Consider the following 13995-nt stretch of genomic DNA (forward strand, 5'->3'; position numbering starts at 1 on the left):
CTATGTTGCAGGTGACCAGCGTTGAGTGGCTCCACTGGCTGAATCTTTACTTCTGGCCCCTGCTGCGCATACTGGCGCTCATTTCAACGGCTCCGATACTCAGCGAACGCGCCATCCCCAAACGGGTAAAACTGGGGCTGGGGTTAATGATTACCATGGTTATCGCTCCGCTGCTTCCCCCCGTAAACGTGCCCATCTTTTCTGTCGGCGCGATATGGCAGGCGATGCAGCAAATCCTGATCGGCATCGCATTAGGGTTCACCATGCAATTTGCGTTTGCCGCGGTGCGTACCGCCGGGGAAATCATCGGTCTGCAAATGGGTCTCTCCTTCGCAACCTTCTTCGACCCGGGCAGCCGCCTGAATATGCCCGTTCTGGCACGTCTGATAGATTTGCTGGCGATGCTGCTGTTCCTCACCTTTAATGGTCACTTGTGGCTTATCTCGCTATTGGTGGATACCTTCCATACTCTGCCTATCGGTGGCAATCCGGTTAATAGCAATGCCTTTCTCGCGCTGGCGCGGGCGGGGGGACTCATCTTCCTCAATGGTCTGATGCTGGCTCTGCCGGTGATGACGCTGCTGCTCACACTCAACCTCGCACTCGGTTTGTTAAACCGTATGGCGCCGCAGCTATCGATATTTGTCATTGGTTTCCCACTCACCCTGACCGTGGGTATTTCATTAATGGCCGCGCTAATGCCATTAATTGCCCCCTTCTGTGAGCGCTTATTCAGTGAGATTTTTAATTTGCTGGCTGACATCATCAGTGAAATGCCTTCAAAATAATAACCCTTATTTTTTATCCTGTTTTACTAAGGATTGTCCTAAATTCAAATACAGGCAACATCCACCAGGATAACGCTGTCGCGGTTTATTTGTTTTTGCCTCACTCACATAACGCAACATTTACTTTACTTTAAGATGTTTCCTGGCAAATTATACGCAACTTTACGGGATAGTAAATTCGCCTGAAAACAGCGAAAGCGTCATATTGGGTCGTTATTATTCCGTTTAGTTGTGATGAAATAATCAGGTAAGGGGAATTATCGTTACGCATTGAGTGAGGGTATGCCATGTCAACGATTATTATGGATTTATGCAGTTACACCCGGCTAGGGTTGACCGGATATCTGGTAAGTCGGGGGGTGAAGAAAAGGGAAATCAACGATATTTCAAGCGTTGATGAACTCAGCGTCGCCTGTGTCTCACTGCAGCCGTCTGTGGTGTTTATTAATGAAGACTGCTTTATTCACGATCCGGATAACAGCCAGAGAATTAAGCAAATCATTAATCAACATCCCAGCACTTTATTTATTGTATTTATGGCGATTGCCAATGTCCATTTTGATGAGTATCTCTTAGTAAGAAAAAATTTATTAATCAGTTCTAAGTCGATTAAACCAGATTCACTGGATGAACTTCTTGGCGATATTCTGAAAAAGGAAGTGGATATTGTCATTGATGTGAACCTGCCAACACTATCATTAAGCCGCACCGAATCCAGCATGCTACGTATGTGGATGGCCGGTCAGGGAACAATACAGATATCCGATCAAATGAATATCAAGGCGAAGACAGTCTCATCCCATAAGGGGAATATAAAACGAAAGATCAAGACACATAATAAACAAGTTATCTATCACGTTGTACGACTCACAGATAACGTCACCAATGGTATCTTTGTGAATATGCGTTAGGACATTCTGACTGGTGGGTTTACCACCAGTCAGAATCAGCGTCTGGATTACTCCACTTTTTCCACAAAGATCCCATCCTGATGGCCTGACTCATTAAAGAACCAGATACCGAGCGGGTAGTCTTCCAGAGAAACCAGGTACATGGTGCCTTCACTAAACTCTTCAATCGCCAGTACCCGGCCTGGCCGACGCGGCCCACCGTCCGTTTTGACTGTAACCCGATCATTCACCTTCATCGTTTTCCTCCTGTGGCTTTGTGCCAGTGTAGAACAAATTCCTTTTCCTGGCAGCGCCCTGCTCGCGTGATTGCGGGTTTTCTCGACGGTCTATACTTAACTTGTACGCATCAGAGATTCTGATACGTGCCCCGGTATCCTTAACGGTTGAGAGGTATGAGGATGAAAACCGCGAAAGAGTACAGCGATACGGCCAAACGTGACGTCAGCGTCGATGTGGACGCGCTATTGAAAGCTATCAACGAAATCTGCGAGAGCGAAATTCATCGCAGCCATGATGACCCCGATCGCGTCAGCGTTGATGGCCGGGATTATCATACATGGCATGAACTGGCCGACGCGTTCGAGCTTGATATCCATGATTTTAGCGTGACGGAGATCAATCGCTGACTTTGGGCGAAAAAAATCCCGGCCCGTATCGGGTCGGGATCAAGCTTGCTTATGCAAGAAGCACTTGAAAATTCGTTACACCAGGAAATCTGATGCGAAACCAACCTTATCTGCAATTTTTTTGCCTGACAAGTAAATAATTCTCACCAAAATGATAAATATAACTAATGGTTGAGAGATCACCAGGTTACGCCAGCCTGCGGTATTCAGGCATCCTGGCGCAGCGGACTGCGTTCGCCAGGAACCAGTTCATCTTCACGAAATGCCTCCCGTTTGACGCCAAAACCGTCATACCAGCGGCACTCCACCATTCCGCTGGCATACCCGGTAACGATCATGCGTGGGCCACCCTCTTTCGCGGTGACTTCCTCACTGACAGAAAAGACCATACCCGCCTCCTGTATCAAGAGAAACCTTTTCACCTTAGACGACAAAGAGACGTTTTGCGTAGTCTGGCAGGCGACAATTAGTGCGAAACTCCGCGTAACCTGGCAACCATTTTTACCAGCACCACCACGATCCCACCGATAATAAAGCCGAGCACCAGATTAAGCAGAGTCGGAAGCATCAGAGCAATGAATGAACTCTGCTGTTGGGCAAATTGCTCAATCGCATGATGCAGCGGCGCAATGCCGTGTACCACAATGCCGCCACCGACTAAAAACATCGCCAGCGTGCCGACCACGGAAAGTGATTTCATGAGCCAGGGAGCAACCACCAGCAATCCCTTACCCAGGGCCTGAGCCAGTGCGCTGCGCTTTTCTGCCAGCCAGTAGCCAATATCATCGAGCTTCACAATAATACCGACCAGACCATATACGCCAACGGTCACCACCAAAGCAATACCCGACAAAACCAGTACCTGATTCAACAACGGCGCATCCGCCACAATACCCAACGTAATGGCCACAATCTCTGCAGATAAAATAAAGTCGGTACGTATCGCCCCTTTGATTTTATCTTTCTCAAAGGTGAGAGGATCCTGCGCCGCCAACGATGTCAGACGCTGCTGACGCTCCTCTGGGGTCTCTTTTTGTTTTCGCGCTTCCAGGGTGTGAAGCACTTTTTCCACGCCCTCAAAACAGAGGAACGCCCCACCAATCATCAATAAGGGGGTGATCGCCCATGGAATGAAGGCGCTGATCAATAGCGCCAGCGGCACCAGGATAACTTTGTTGACGAAAGATCCTTTGGCCACACTCCAGACTACCGGAAGCTCGCGGTTCGCCCGCACGCCCGATACCTGTTGCGCGTTAAGCGACAAATCGTCTCCCAGCACACCCGCCGTTTTTTTCGCGGCCAGTTTTCCCATCACTGAGATATCGTCCAGAAGCGTGGCGATGTCATCAAGCAAGGTGAGTAAGCTACTTCCTGCCAAAATTTTAATCCTCAATATTATTGTTTTGCAGCCATAAGTATGAAGTAAAACACGCCATGCTGAAACAGACCTTTCTGGTCAACAATTATTTAACAACAGCAGGCAATTATAAGTCTCGCCAGCATGATAGTTTTGACGTTTACTATGTTGCACCTTTTTATTTCCACCGTGAGGGATTATGCGTTTCAGGCAATTGTTACCGCTTTTCAGTGCGCTATTTGCGCTGTACATCATTTGGGGTTCCACGTACTTCGTTATTCGCATTGGCGTTGAAAGTTGGCCGCCGTTGATGATGGCTGGCGTACGTTTTCTCTCTGCTGGAGTGTTATTAACACTTTTTTTACTTCTTCGCGGACACAAGCTACCGCCTCTGCGCCAGCTCCTGAACGCCGCGTTAATTGGTATCCTGCTGCTGGCCGTGGGTAATGGGCTGGTTACTGTTGCAGAACATCAAAATGTTCCTTCCGGTATTGCCGCCGTAGTGGTTGCCACCGTCCCACTGTTTACGCTGTGCTTTAGCCACTTTTTTGGCATCAAAACACGCAAACTGGAATGGATGGGGATCGCAATTGGACTCGCCGGGATTATCATGCTTAACAGCGGTGGTAACTTGAGTGGTAATCCCTGGGGGGCAGTATTAATCCTGATTGGTTCAATGAGCTGGGCATTTGGCTCCGTGTACGGCTCACGTATAACCTTGCCCGTTGGCATGATGGCCGGTGCTATTGAAATGTTAGCCGCGGGTATTGTACTGATGTGCGCATCGCTGCTCAGTGGAGAAAAGCTGACCACGATGCCAACCTTCTCCGGTTTTATGGCGGTGGCATATCTCGCCCTGTTCGGCTCAATTATTGCGATTAACGCTTATATGTTCCTTATTCGTAATGTAAGCCCGGCGTTAGCCACCAGCTATGCCTACGTCAACCCTGTAGTGGCGGTTCTGTTAGGTACGGGGCTGGGAGGTGAAAGCCTGGCGTTGATCGAGTGGCTGGCGCTCGGAGTCATTGTTTTTGCCGTGGTATTGGTGACGCTGGGGAAATACTTATTCCCGGTCAAAGCTGACGCGGTCGCAGCCCCATCGGAAAAGTCGTTACAGTAAATGAATGCCCTGAGTGTCGATCTGCGCGGTGGCGCCGCCGCCGCAGATCCACTCGATAACCCGTTCAGACAGTGCCTCATTATCCAGTTTATCACGCCCACGCAGGGCGCATTCCCAGACAATCAAGACCCGCCATCCCAACGACTGCAATTTTTCGCAGTCCCGCTTATCACGCACCACATTTTTTCCTATCTTCTCCAGCCAGAACGCCGTGCGGGTTGCCGGGACTTTAAAGAGATAGCAGTTGTGCTGATGCCAGAAACAGCCGTGGGTAAAGAGAACGCAACGGTAGTCATCCACCACAAAATCGGGGCGACCGGGCAACGTTGCATCCTGCGCGCGAAACGTTACCCCCTGCTCCGTCAAGATGTCGGCCAGACGTTTTTCGATCGCCGTATCGCGGGTCCCTATCGCCCGCATATTTTTACTGCGTGTCGCCTTATCGTGAACGTCTGCCATGCTGCTGTTCTTTCTCACGGAGCGCAACAGCCTGTTTGATCTTCGGCTCCAGCAGTTTGGCTACCGCCGCAAATGCCGGGACGACCACCGAATTACCGAACTGGCGGTAAGCCTGGGTATCTGATACCGGAATGCGAAACTGGTAACCCTGAGGAGACTCAAACCCCATCAGGCGAGCGCACTCTCTTGGCGTTAATCGACGAGGACGATGTCGCTGATTGGCGGGATCATCGAAATCCTGTTCACCCAGCGCCATATCCCAGCCACGGTCTATCAAAATTTCAGCCCCATCCTTATAGTAACGTGCGGATAATGTACGCGTTACGCTATCGGGATTGCCGGGATAGACCATACCGTAGCCAAACCCATTGCCCCGTGCCTGATGTTTTTTCGCATAGCGATACAGGTATTTCCACAGGACCGGTGTCAGCACATATTTCGCATCAACAGTCGGTTCAAGCAGCTCTGCGAGCGTCGTTCGACGCTGAGGGTAGCGGCTGACAATATCGCGCAACGTAAAGTCTGACTTCAAGCTCAGATCACGTCGAAAGCCGACGAGCACGATACGTTCGCGATGCTGGGGTAAAAAATGTTGCCCATCGATAATCTTCGGATCATCAGGGCCATTATCTGCTGCATCCGCCACGTCATAGCCCAGTTCATCCAGCGTTTGCATGATGATGCGAAAGGTTTTTCCCTGGTCATGACTCTTCAGATTTTTAACGTTTTCGAGCACAAATATAGCCGGTCGCCGCGCGTCGATAATTCGCACCACGTCAAAAAAAAGCGTGCCTTGCGTATCACAGGCAAAACCGTGGGCACGCCCTAACGCGTTTTTCTTTGATACACCCGCCAGAGAAAATGGCTGGCAAGGGAAGCCGGCCAGCAGGACATCATGCTCGGGAACATGTTGACGAATATGCTCTGCAGCCTGCTCGTCACTCACCCCCTCATGATGGCTGAGCGTAATATCACGAATATCTTCATTAAAGTGGTGCTGCAGAGGATCGCAGTAGTGATTCGCCTTGTAGGTGCGCACCGCATGCTTGTTCCACTCGCTGGTAAACACGCACTGCCCGCCGATCGCTTCAAAACCGCGACGAATTCCGCCAATACCAGCAAAAAGATCGATAAAGCGAAAAGCATAATGTGGATGATGCGCAGGCGGTGTCGGTAGCATGGCGTTCAGATGAGCCAGCTCAGCGTCGCTGAGCCGATGCCATGTTTCATTGGCGACCACACGCTTAAAGATGGCCGGACTCCAGCGATTCTCACCAACACCATTCAGATGAGCAACCAGCGTTTTCACATCGTATATTTCAAGCAACTTAGCCAAAATCACCTGAACGGTAACTCCGGTATCATCTGTCATCGGTTTCATGGAGCCTGCTACTGAAAAATTATCCTGCATACGTTTAACCGGGCGAAATGGATAGTCGACAGGTTAACATAAATTGGTGCAATTGACGTTTCAGCAATGACGACTACAGATATGCTTTAAGGGGTTGAATCGCCGCAAGATCCAACATTTCATATTCTCCTTTTAATTCTGCGCTGAGTTTTGCCATATACGTCAATAAAAAGTCAGCATTATGCTGTGCCAAATGCCGCCCTTGTTCAGTTTGCATTGTCAGTGGCAACGTCAGCAGTTTGGTCTGGAAATGATCAAGCGCGTACTGTTTATCATCGAGGCTACGCTGCCGGGCAAACGGATCCTCCGCATCAAACAATGCCACACCCAGCGAGCCAGAAACGGCGAACACGCGCGCCAGACCGATAGCACCGAGCGCCTCAAGTCGATCGGCATCCTGAACGATTTTGGCTTCAAGTGTCGCGGGCGTAATTTTTGCGCTAAAACTGTGCGCTGCGATAGCGTGACTCACCGCATGCAGCCGATCCTGAGGAAATTCAGGAAAGTCCTGTGACAGTACACGACAGGTTTCCTGGGCTGCCAGTACCGATGAGCGATGACGTTCCGGATGATTTTTCGGTAAGCTGACAAGATCGTGGAAATAGCACGCGGTCAGCACCACCAGCCAGTCTACGTTCGCATCCGTGCTCAGCTTTTGAGCCGTCTGCCACACGCGGCGAAAGTGAAAGATGTCATGGGCAGCGTCGTGCCCTGAATGATTTTCACGTAACCAGGCTTCAAATCTCGACTGCCAGTCGTGGAGTTCCATGCTCTCTCCCTTTACATAAAGAAAACCACCTTAGCAATAATTTTTACCCTGAACCACTGTCTGTCTTCTTTTATAGCAAAAATCAATTATTAAATAATATTCATAATAAATATCAATTTATAATTTCCACATACAGCATTGATAATAAATTATTCTGACAAGCATAAAAACAATAATAAAAACATATAAAATACACACGGCAGATATCAGAACAAAAGATATAAATCAATTGATAATCATGTATTTATGTTTTGAATGAAAACAATAAATATATATAAAAATAATTTAAAAAACTCAAATAGAAACATTTTGAAATATCTAAAATATAATTGTTACATGTTATTCTTTAAATTAAATGAACTTCATAGATAGTATCAAAATGTAGTTTTTGGGACATCACTACATATTCATTTTAATTATTAAATAAAGGGGATACATAATGAAAAGAAAAGTACTGGCACTGCTTCTCCCAGCTTTATTAGCTGCAGGCGCAGCAAATGCGGCTGAAATTTATAATAAAAACGGCAATAAACTGGATCTGTACGGAAAAGTCGATGGTCTGCGTTATTTCTCTGACGATGCTGGCAGCGACGGCGATCAAACCTATGCGCGTCTGGGCTTTAAGGGCGAAACGCAGATCAACGATATGCTGACTGGCTACGGTCAGTGGGAATATAATATTCAGGCCAACGGCACCGAAGGTGACAAAGGCGATTCCTGGACTCGTTTGGCTTTCGCAGGCCTGGGCTTTGCTGAAAACGGCACCTTCGATTACGGTCGTAACTACGGCGTCGTGTACGACGTTGAAGCCTGGACCGATATGCTGCCAGAATTCGGTGGTGATACTTACACTCAGACCGACGTGTATATGCTGGGTCGTACCAACGGCGTTGCTACTTATCGTAACCACGGCTTCTTTGGTCTGGCTGATGGCCTGAACTTCGCCCTGCAGTATCAGGGTAATAATGAAGGTAGCAGCGTAGGTCAGGAAGGTTCTGGTAATAGTGAAAACCGCAAACTGGCGAAAGAAAACGGCGACGGTTTCGGTATGTCCACCTCTTATGACTTTGACTTCGGTTTAAGCCTCGGTGCAGCGTACTCCAGTTCTGATCGTACTGATGACCAGGTTGCTCGCGGTTACCAGGATGGTATAAACAAACGCAACAACTACGCTGGCGGCGAAACAGCTGAAGCCTGGACTGTTGGTGCGAAGTACGACGCTAACAACGTTTACCTGGCAGCCATGTATGCAGAAACCCGCAATATGACCTATTACGGCGGCGGTAATGGCGAAAGCAATGGCGGTATCGCAAACAAAACGCAAAACTTTGAAGTTGTAGCTCAATACCAGTTCGATTATGGTCTGCGTCCGTCCATCGCTTACCTGCAGTCCAAGGGCAGTGATTTAGGTGGTCAGGAAGTGAGCCATGGTAACTGGCGTTACGTCGACAAAGATCTGGTCAAATATGTTGATGTGGGTATGACTTATTACTTCAACAAAAACATGTCCACCTACGTTGATTACAAAATCAACCTGCTGGACGAAGACGACAGCTTCTATGAAAGCAATGGTATCGCGACTGACGATATTGTTGCCGTTGGTTTAGTCTACCAGTTCTAATTTTGCACAATACGTATCAGGCCTGCTTCATATGAAGCGGGCTTTTTGTTTATTTGAAGCGGATTTTTATGTCACGAAGGCAATAGAACGACAAACTTGTGAGGATACTCAAAGAAAAAAACATCCGTGACTGCTGTCGTTGAAAGCAAGGCGTGCAAGTGTTTGAATAGTGGCGGAGAGAGGGGGATTTGAACCCCCGGTAGAGTTGCCCCTACTCCGGTTTTCGAGACCGATTTTATCGGTAATATTTTCAATAACTTAAATTTTCTCGTTGGTATATCCACAATATTTCCACTTCATAAAATTCAGCTACTTGCGCATTTATCCATAGTTAATATACCAACACTTTCTGAGCTAAAATCTATACTTCAAAGTACAGCCTGGAGGTGAAAATGTGTGGGAGATTTTCCCAGTTAATGACGCGTGAAGACTATCTCGCTCTGCTTTAAGACTGGGCATCCTACTGATTATCTGTATTAGCTCAGACTCAAACTGACAGTCTGCTTTGAGCGAGGAGCAGAAGTTCGTAATCCCTTTAGACAATCCTCCAGGGAGGTTATGATAAAAGATACAGCCATAAAGCCTAAAGGGAGTGGACATGACATTGTTTGAGGAATGTAAGGAACTGCTCAAGACAGATTTTAATGTTGTGGAAGGGGATGATTTGAGCGCGATAATGGATATTTTTCATCAATATCCATGGCATAGCGGTAATCTCAGATGGTCGGAAATGGACTTCAGCGATTATGAACTTAGTCATGATATGTTTAACGGGGGCGGTTTAGGCAATGAAACTGTATTTGTCATAGCGGATGATGCGAATGTACCCGTGTTCAGAACCCATCTACAACTCATTGTGGATAATATCTACGATGTCATCGCCATATCACCTAACCTATTTATTTTTAATGATAAAATAATGATTAAACCTTTATTCCCTCATAATTATATACGGTTTGGTCTGCGAAAGTGATGAGCAGAAATACTGACCAGCTCCCCGTTGTTCAACTAAGACTTGTTATTGACAACCTCCGCTAATGGCACAAAGCGAACTGTCATAGGTGGAAGGTCCGCTATTGGCACAAAGCGAACTGTCATAGGTGGAAGGTCCGCTATTGGCACAAAGCGGACGAAGGTATCTGATGAGACTCATCTGACTGGGTAAGAGGGTTCACCGGATTTTCCCGGATGCTGACATCACCGTCTTTCTGCCGCAGCATATGAAGTAGTTTAATTTAGGAATTCCTGTTACTAACTCAGATGTAGAACATACAACCACATACAATTCTTTACATTCATTGTTTTTTATGAATACTACTTAGTAATTACGTTGATGTAATGAAATTCAATGGATGAAATATGAATATATTTGAACAAACACCACCTAACCGCAGACGTTATGGCCTTGCTGCTTTTATCGGGTTAATCGCCGGTATCGTATCAGCATTCGTTAAATGGGGTGCTGAAGTACCCTTGCCGCCCCGTAGCCCGTCGGATATGTTCACTACTGCATGTGTTCCGGAATCATTAATCAGAGCGGCGGGACAAATTGATTGCTCCCGCAATTTCCTGAACCCTCCATATATTTTCCTTCGGGACTGGATGGGACTTGCAGATCCTAACGCAGCGGTCTACACCTTTGCCGGGCATGTGTTTAACTGGGTTGGTGTAACACACATCATTTTTTCTATTGTGTTCGCCGTAGGCTACTGTGTAGTTGCAGAAGTCTTTCCCAAAATTAAACTCTGGCAGGGGTTGTTGGCTGGTGCATTAGCCCAGCTTTTCGTACATATGATTTCTTTCCCTCTCATGGGACTGACCCCTCCTCTCGCTGACCTTCCATGGTATGAGAATGTATCCGAAATTTTTGGTCATTTAATCTGGTTCTGGTCCATCGAAATTATTCGACGAGATCTACGTAACAGGATTACTCACCAACCGGATCCGGAAATCCCTTTGGGGACAACCCGCTGATACCATCAATGAGATAGTAAAATGGCGCATATACAGCGCCATTTTTAGTATCTATGTGCTGAATACCACCAGCGATCAATACTGACGCCAGCAAGCATGAGAAAGAGCAGATAAGCCGTACTGTCCAGGAAATGTTTGAAGAGGCTGAGTTCTGGTTAGTGAGTGAATGAAATTCTTAAATATCCGCTACAACCTTGTTTTGATTAATTTGCAGCGGATAAATTCTCAATTCCGCCCCTATTGGTCTGGCTTGTCCGGCCAGACAATTTCCAGCGGTTTACTGGTATTAATCCTGCTTAGCAGTACCGAATATCTTTCCCATTCAGTGAGCAGTGATATTTCTTTATCGGTTGCCATGCCTAACCTGACTGCCCGTTCAAGTGGTGTAATCGCGGCATCGGCTTCCATAAGCAGCGCCTGTTTTTTTGCTTCTGCCTGCCGCTTTAGTTCTTCATCTGTGTACTGGCGGGGAATAACTTTTTCCCCGTCAAATACCCATCCCCCGAAGATGTCACAACCATCAGGAATACTGTCAACATCAACAACCGTCAAACCACCGGGATAAAGCCGTGATGCATCTTCGCTGATACTACGAATAATGCCAGTATCGTTTTCGATTGCCAGGCTGTATTTCTTTGTGAATTGAGACAGCGATTTATACCAGTCCTTTCCTGTGGCATCGATAAAATACTGAATATCATCACCCAAAAAATACTCGTCAGGAATATAGCGTTGTAAATTAGTTAATTTCATTTTTTAATCACCAATCGTTACCCAGCCACCATTTCGCCATACTTGCAGAGGACGATATAAAGCGATACCGACCTGATTGCTCTCGTTTCCGTTCCCGCCAGTCAGGACGCAGCCAGAAGGAGCTTCCACCAGTCCGCCATCCATAACCATACTGCTCTGTGCACCACGTTTCACACCAGTAATAAAATTTTGGTTAACCCATGTTTTCGCCTCATTAATGCGATTGTTTATCCAAATATTTATCCAGCCCGAATTACCGTTCTCTCCCCATGCAGCGCCGTAAATATTTGCATCAGCCTGGATGATACCCGACCCAAATCTTATACTGGCCTGCGGAATACTGAACTCGCCAGTTTCCAGATCGAACGTAAATTGTTTAACAGGACCACCACCCCACGGAACACCAAAAATACGAAACCTTCTGTCAATAAGGTCCATATTCACAGATGCCCCCGTTGTGGTATTAATAATTGTGTACTGCGGGCTGTCTGAACTGGATGTTTTTAGGACAATATCACTTTCTACCAGCGTCAGTCCCCCGGTCATTGTGTCGCCGTTTTTATCAACGGCATTAGCAGCCTTATCAACTGTGGGCTTTAAACCGATATTCTGGACAAACAACTGCGGATTAGGAATATCATTGCCGTTCCGGTCTTTAGCCAGTCGCGCATTCGCATTATCCATCGCGATTTTGACAGCCAGCGGAGTCGCCGATTGTGTTTCACTGGTGCTGTTCACCGCACTGTTAAGCTGGAGCAACCCCTTTTGTTGTGTAGAACCATCAACGACACCAATTGACTCCCGCGATGTCTTTTGTGCTTCCGCGCCACGCGCTTTTATCTCTTTCAGGTTCTGGTCTATACGCAGAAACAACCCGTCTCCTGTGGAAACATTCAGCGTGATGCTTGAGGTATCTGATACTGCCAGGCGAAACTGCATATTTACGCTGACACCACCAACAGGTTTATCGATCGATGGGCAGTTTGCCACCGCGTAAAGTTCTCCGGTATCCGTCATTAAACCAACTTCACGAACGGTAAATCCACCAATCCCGGTCGGCAGAACGATTTTCGCCATTAACTGTGTGGACTGTTCCGGTGACACAACCAGTTCAGCGATATCTCCCCGGTAAGTTTCATTAATCAACCGGACTTGCGCCGGATCAGGCTTGACCTGCTTGCCATTACTGTCACCCACCACAAAGTGAGTCAGTGTAATCAGACGACCACTGGCAAGCGCCTCTGCCTCCAGTTCTTTACCCCGGTTCGTGATAATTGAGTAGTAATCAGCCATGAGATTCCCCGGCAAAAATGTCCACATCGATATGCGCTGTTGTCGCACCCGAAATATAAAAAGCACCGTCCACACCCACATTCGCCATCACATCAATTTTGCTCAGATAGCTACGCAGGTTCTTGGCACGGTCAGTAAGCTGGCGTATCTGATGATAGAGAGCGTCACTGACCCCTTCACTGCTCTGTACTTCGATCCGGAAGGTGTAAGGTACAGCGCGTGGGGTGTCTTCCCACCACTCAACCACGGTCGTGGGCAGGTTCACTGACCCAAGAGAACGGCGTACCGCCCCGGCCGTTCCCCTGTGCTGATGAACATAAGCGGCATCTTTTATCACCTGCCGCTTTTGCGCCTCTGTCCAGCTGTCATCCCAGAAATCAACAGCATGCTCCCAGGCCAGCCAGGGGAGAAGATGCGCCGGGCAGGTATCAGGGTTTTTGGACTTGCGCACCATATTGGTATCGAGAGTGGCGATTTGCTCAGTGCTGGCCTGCTCCTGCGCCCGCTCTTCATGAAATGCGCCAGGAGGCAGCAGGGATCTAAACTTAGCCGTCATTGCTGCTGACCTCCCTGCGGGTGACATTGATGGCGGTACACCACGGTGCTTTACCCGCTTCCGCTTCCAGATCTGCCACCGGAGAAATCAGTCTTACCCTGACCACACCGGATTGCTGCAGAGCTGCATAAATGGCGGACAGGGGGACGACGGTTTTAATCCGATGGGAAAGCGTGGTGTATGACCGTAATACATCGATGGCATTATTCAGCACTGTACTGGCGTCCGGTCCTTCCGGAATTTCCAGTTCTGCCGTAACAGCATAGTTTGCAATCGTGGCACTTTTTATCGTCACATAGTCCGTTAACGGGCGGATTTCATCCGCATTCAGTGTGCTGTTAACCTTATCAAGCAGGG

Annotated in this window: 15 protein-coding genes, 1 tRNA gene and 3 pseudogenes; 8 read left to right on the plus strand and 11 right to left on the minus strand. The window is 47.8% G+C overall.

Annotated features, from left to right (window positions below; all coding sequences use genetic code 11):
• Nucleotides 1-2: 2 nt before the first annotated feature.
• A pseudogene (gene fliR, locus EHN13_RS05430) lies at nt 3-795 on the plus strand (flagellar biosynthetic protein FliR); the annotation flags it as partial.
• 280 nt (nt 796-1075) lie between these two features.
• On the plus strand, nt 1076-1699 hold the full coding sequence (rcsA, locus tag EHN13_RS05435) for a transcriptional regulator RcsA (protein ID WP_048211304.1): 624 nt from the start codon (nt 1076-1078) through the stop codon (nt 1697-1699).
• A 47-nt stretch (nt 1700-1746) separates the two neighbouring features.
• Here rcsA and dsrB read toward each other — a convergent pair whose 3' ends face one another.
• Nucleotides 1747-1935, minus strand: a complete 189-nt coding sequence (gene dsrB / locus EHN13_RS05440; RefSeq protein WP_005127768.1) for a protein DsrB — start codon at nt 1933-1935, stop codon at nt 1747-1749.
• 162 nt (nt 1936-2097) lie between these two features.
• Here dsrB and yodD point away from each other — a divergent pair, with 162 nt between their 5' ends.
• A complete protein-coding gene (gene yodD, locus EHN13_RS05445) occupies nt 2098-2325 on the plus strand; it encodes a YodD family peroxide/acid resistance protein (protein WP_048211303.1) in 228 nt (75 codons plus the stop codon).
• Nucleotides 2326-2531: 206 nt separating this feature from the next.
• Here the strand turns inward: yodD and EHN13_RS05450 are convergent, their stop codons facing one another.
• Both EHN13_RS05450 and EHN13_RS05455 read right to left on the minus strand, forming a co-directional pair.
• Nucleotides 2532-2714 (minus strand): YodC family protein, encoded by a 183-nt coding sequence (locus tag EHN13_RS05450; protein WP_061068109.1) that lies wholly within the window; start codon nt 2712-2714, stop codon nt 2532-2534.
• Between the two features lie 77 nt (nt 2715-2791).
• Nucleotides 2792-3703, minus strand: coding sequence for a DUF808 domain-containing protein (locus tag EHN13_RS05455; protein ID WP_048211301.1), 912 nt, complete (start codon nt 3701-3703; stop codon nt 2792-2794).
• 178 nt (nt 3704-3881) lie between these two features.
• On the opposite strand from EHN13_RS05455, the gene yedA reads away from it, so the two are divergent.
• Nucleotides 3882-4802: a drug/metabolite exporter YedA gene (yedA, locus tag EHN13_RS05460; protein WP_061068110.1), complete on the plus strand. Its 921-nt coding sequence runs from the start codon at nt 3882-3884 to the stop codon at nt 4800-4802.
• Here the strand turns inward: yedA and EHN13_RS05465 are convergent.
• From EHN13_RS05465 to EHN13_RS05475, 3 genes are all read right to left on the minus strand, one after another.
• Complete coding sequence (locus EHN13_RS05465) at nt 4794-5261, minus strand: very short patch repair endonuclease (RefSeq protein WP_101743177.1); 468 nt, start codon at nt 5259-5261, stop codon at nt 4794-4796. The genes yedA and EHN13_RS05465 overlap by 9 nt on opposite strands.
• Entirely contained in the window at nt 5242-6672 is a 1431-nt protein-coding gene (locus EHN13_RS05470; RefSeq protein WP_370528885.1) for a DNA cytosine methyltransferase, read from the minus strand. The genes EHN13_RS05465 and EHN13_RS05470 overlap by 20 nt, the downstream gene beginning before the upstream one ends.
• Nucleotides 6673-6745: 73 nt before the next feature.
• Nucleotides 6746-7441, minus strand: a complete 696-nt coding sequence (locus tag EHN13_RS05475) for a phosphohydrolase (protein WP_124021013.1) — start codon at nt 7439-7441, stop codon at nt 6746-6748.
• Nucleotides 7442-7880: 439 nt separating this feature from the next.
• Between EHN13_RS05475 and ompC the strand changes: the two genes are divergently transcribed.
• Nucleotides 7881-9062 (plus strand): porin OmpC, encoded by a 1182-nt coding sequence (gene ompC / locus EHN13_RS05480; protein ID WP_048211296.1) that lies wholly within the window; start codon nt 7881-7883, stop codon nt 9060-9062.
• A gap of 170 nt (nt 9063-9232) precedes the next feature.
• Here ompC and EHN13_RS24000 read toward each other — a convergent pair.
• Nucleotides 9233-9355 (minus strand) — tRNA-OTHER (locus EHN13_RS24000).
• Nucleotides 9356-9660: 305 nt separating this feature from the next.
• Between EHN13_RS24000 and EHN13_RS05485 the strand changes: the two genes are divergently transcribed.
• The 3 genes and pseudogenes from EHN13_RS05485 to EHN13_RS05495 form a co-directional block, all read left to right on the plus strand.
• Nucleotides 9661-10035: a CDI toxin immunity protein gene (locus EHN13_RS05485; RefSeq protein WP_016150400.1), complete on the plus strand. Its 375-nt coding sequence runs from the start codon at nt 9661-9663 to the stop codon at nt 10033-10035.
• Between the two features lie 386 nt (nt 10036-10421).
• Nucleotides 10422-11036 (plus strand): YagU family protein, encoded by a 615-nt coding sequence (locus EHN13_RS05490; RefSeq protein WP_040231974.1) that lies wholly within the window; start codon nt 10422-10424, stop codon nt 11034-11036.
• A 68-nt stretch (nt 11037-11104) separates the two neighbouring features.
• A pseudogene (locus EHN13_RS05495) lies at nt 11105-11206 on the plus strand (DinI-like family protein); the annotation flags it as partial.
• A gap of 67 nt (nt 11207-11273) precedes the next feature.
• Here the strand turns inward: EHN13_RS05495 and EHN13_RS05500 are convergent.
• The 4 genes and pseudogenes from EHN13_RS05500 to EHN13_RS05515 form a co-directional block, all read right to left on the minus strand.
• A complete protein-coding gene (locus EHN13_RS05500; RefSeq protein ID WP_124021014.1) occupies nt 11274-11789 on the minus strand; it encodes a tail fiber assembly protein in 516 nt (171 codons plus the stop codon).
• 3 nt (nt 11790-11792) lie between these two features.
• Nucleotides 11793-13082, minus strand: a complete 1290-nt coding sequence (locus tag EHN13_RS24485; RefSeq protein ID WP_306308095.1) for a phage tail protein — start codon at nt 13080-13082, stop codon at nt 11793-11795.
• The gene (locus EHN13_RS05510; protein ID WP_124021015.1) at nt 13075-13638 is read right to left on the minus strand and encodes a phage tail protein I; all 564 of its coding nucleotides are present in this window, start codon (nt 13636-13638) and stop codon (nt 13075-13077) included. Before EHN13_RS05510 ends, EHN13_RS24485 begins: the two co-directional genes overlap by 8 nt.
• Nucleotides 13628-13995: pseudogene (locus EHN13_RS05515) on the minus strand (baseplate assembly protein); the annotation flags it as partial. The gene EHN13_RS05510 and the pseudogene EHN13_RS05515, both read right to left, overlap by 11 nt.

It is taken from the genome of Citrobacter youngae, assembly GCF_003818115.1.
Taxonomy (GTDB): domain Bacteria; phylum Pseudomonadota; class Gammaproteobacteria; order Enterobacterales; family Enterobacteriaceae; genus Citrobacter; species Citrobacter youngae.

What these genes read in the sequence shown, in the direction of transcription:
- EHN13_RS05475 (WP_124021013.1), bottom strand. Translation starts at nt 7,441, where the DNA reads ATGGAACTCCACGACTGGCAGTCGAGATTTGAAGCCTGGTTACGTGAA.
- EHN13_RS05465 (WP_101743177.1), bottom strand. Translation starts at nt 5,261, where the DNA reads ATGGCAGACGTTCACGATAAGGCGACACGCAGTAAAAATATGCGGGCG.
- EHN13_RS05500 (WP_124021014.1), bottom strand. Translation starts at nt 11,789, where the DNA reads ATGAAATTAACTAATTTACAACGCTATATTCCTGACGAGTATTTTTTG.
- rcsA (WP_048211304.1), top strand. Translation starts at nt 1,076, where the DNA reads ATGTCAACGATTATTATGGATTTATGCAGTTACACCCGGCTAGGGTTG.
- EHN13_RS05490 (WP_040231974.1), top strand. Translation starts at nt 10,422, where the DNA reads ATGAATATATTTGAACAAACACCACCTAACCGCAGACGTTATGGCCTT.
- yedA (WP_061068110.1), top strand. Translation starts at nt 3,882, where the DNA reads ATGCGTTTCAGGCAATTGTTACCGCTTTTCAGTGCGCTATTTGCGCTG.
- dsrB (WP_005127768.1), bottom strand. Translation starts at nt 1,935, where the DNA reads ATGAAGGTGAATGATCGGGTTACAGTCAAAACGGACGGTGGGCCGCGT.
- EHN13_RS05510 (WP_124021015.1), bottom strand. Translation starts at nt 13,638, where the DNA reads ATGACGGCTAAGTTTAGATCCCTGCTGCCTCCTGGCGCATTTCATGAA.
- EHN13_RS05450 (WP_061068109.1), bottom strand. Translation starts at nt 2,714, where the DNA reads ATGGTCTTTTCTGTCAGTGAGGAAGTCACCGCGAAAGAGGGTGGCCCA.
- ompC (WP_048211296.1), top strand. Translation starts at nt 7,881, where the DNA reads ATGAAAAGAAAAGTACTGGCACTGCTTCTCCCAGCTTTATTAGCTGCA.
- EHN13_RS24485 (WP_306308095.1), bottom strand. Translation starts at nt 13,082, where the DNA reads ATGGCTGATTACTACTCAATTATCACGAACCGGGGTAAAGAACTGGAG.
- yodD (WP_048211303.1), top strand. Translation starts at nt 2,098, where the DNA reads ATGAAAACCGCGAAAGAGTACAGCGATACGGCCAAACGTGACGTCAGC.
- EHN13_RS05485 (WP_016150400.1), top strand. Translation starts at nt 9,661, where the DNA reads ATGACATTGTTTGAGGAATGTAAGGAACTGCTCAAGACAGATTTTAAT.
- EHN13_RS05470 (WP_370528885.1), bottom strand. Translation starts at nt 6,672, where the DNA reads ATGCAGGATAATTTTTCAGTAGCAGGCTCCATGAAACCGATGACAGAT.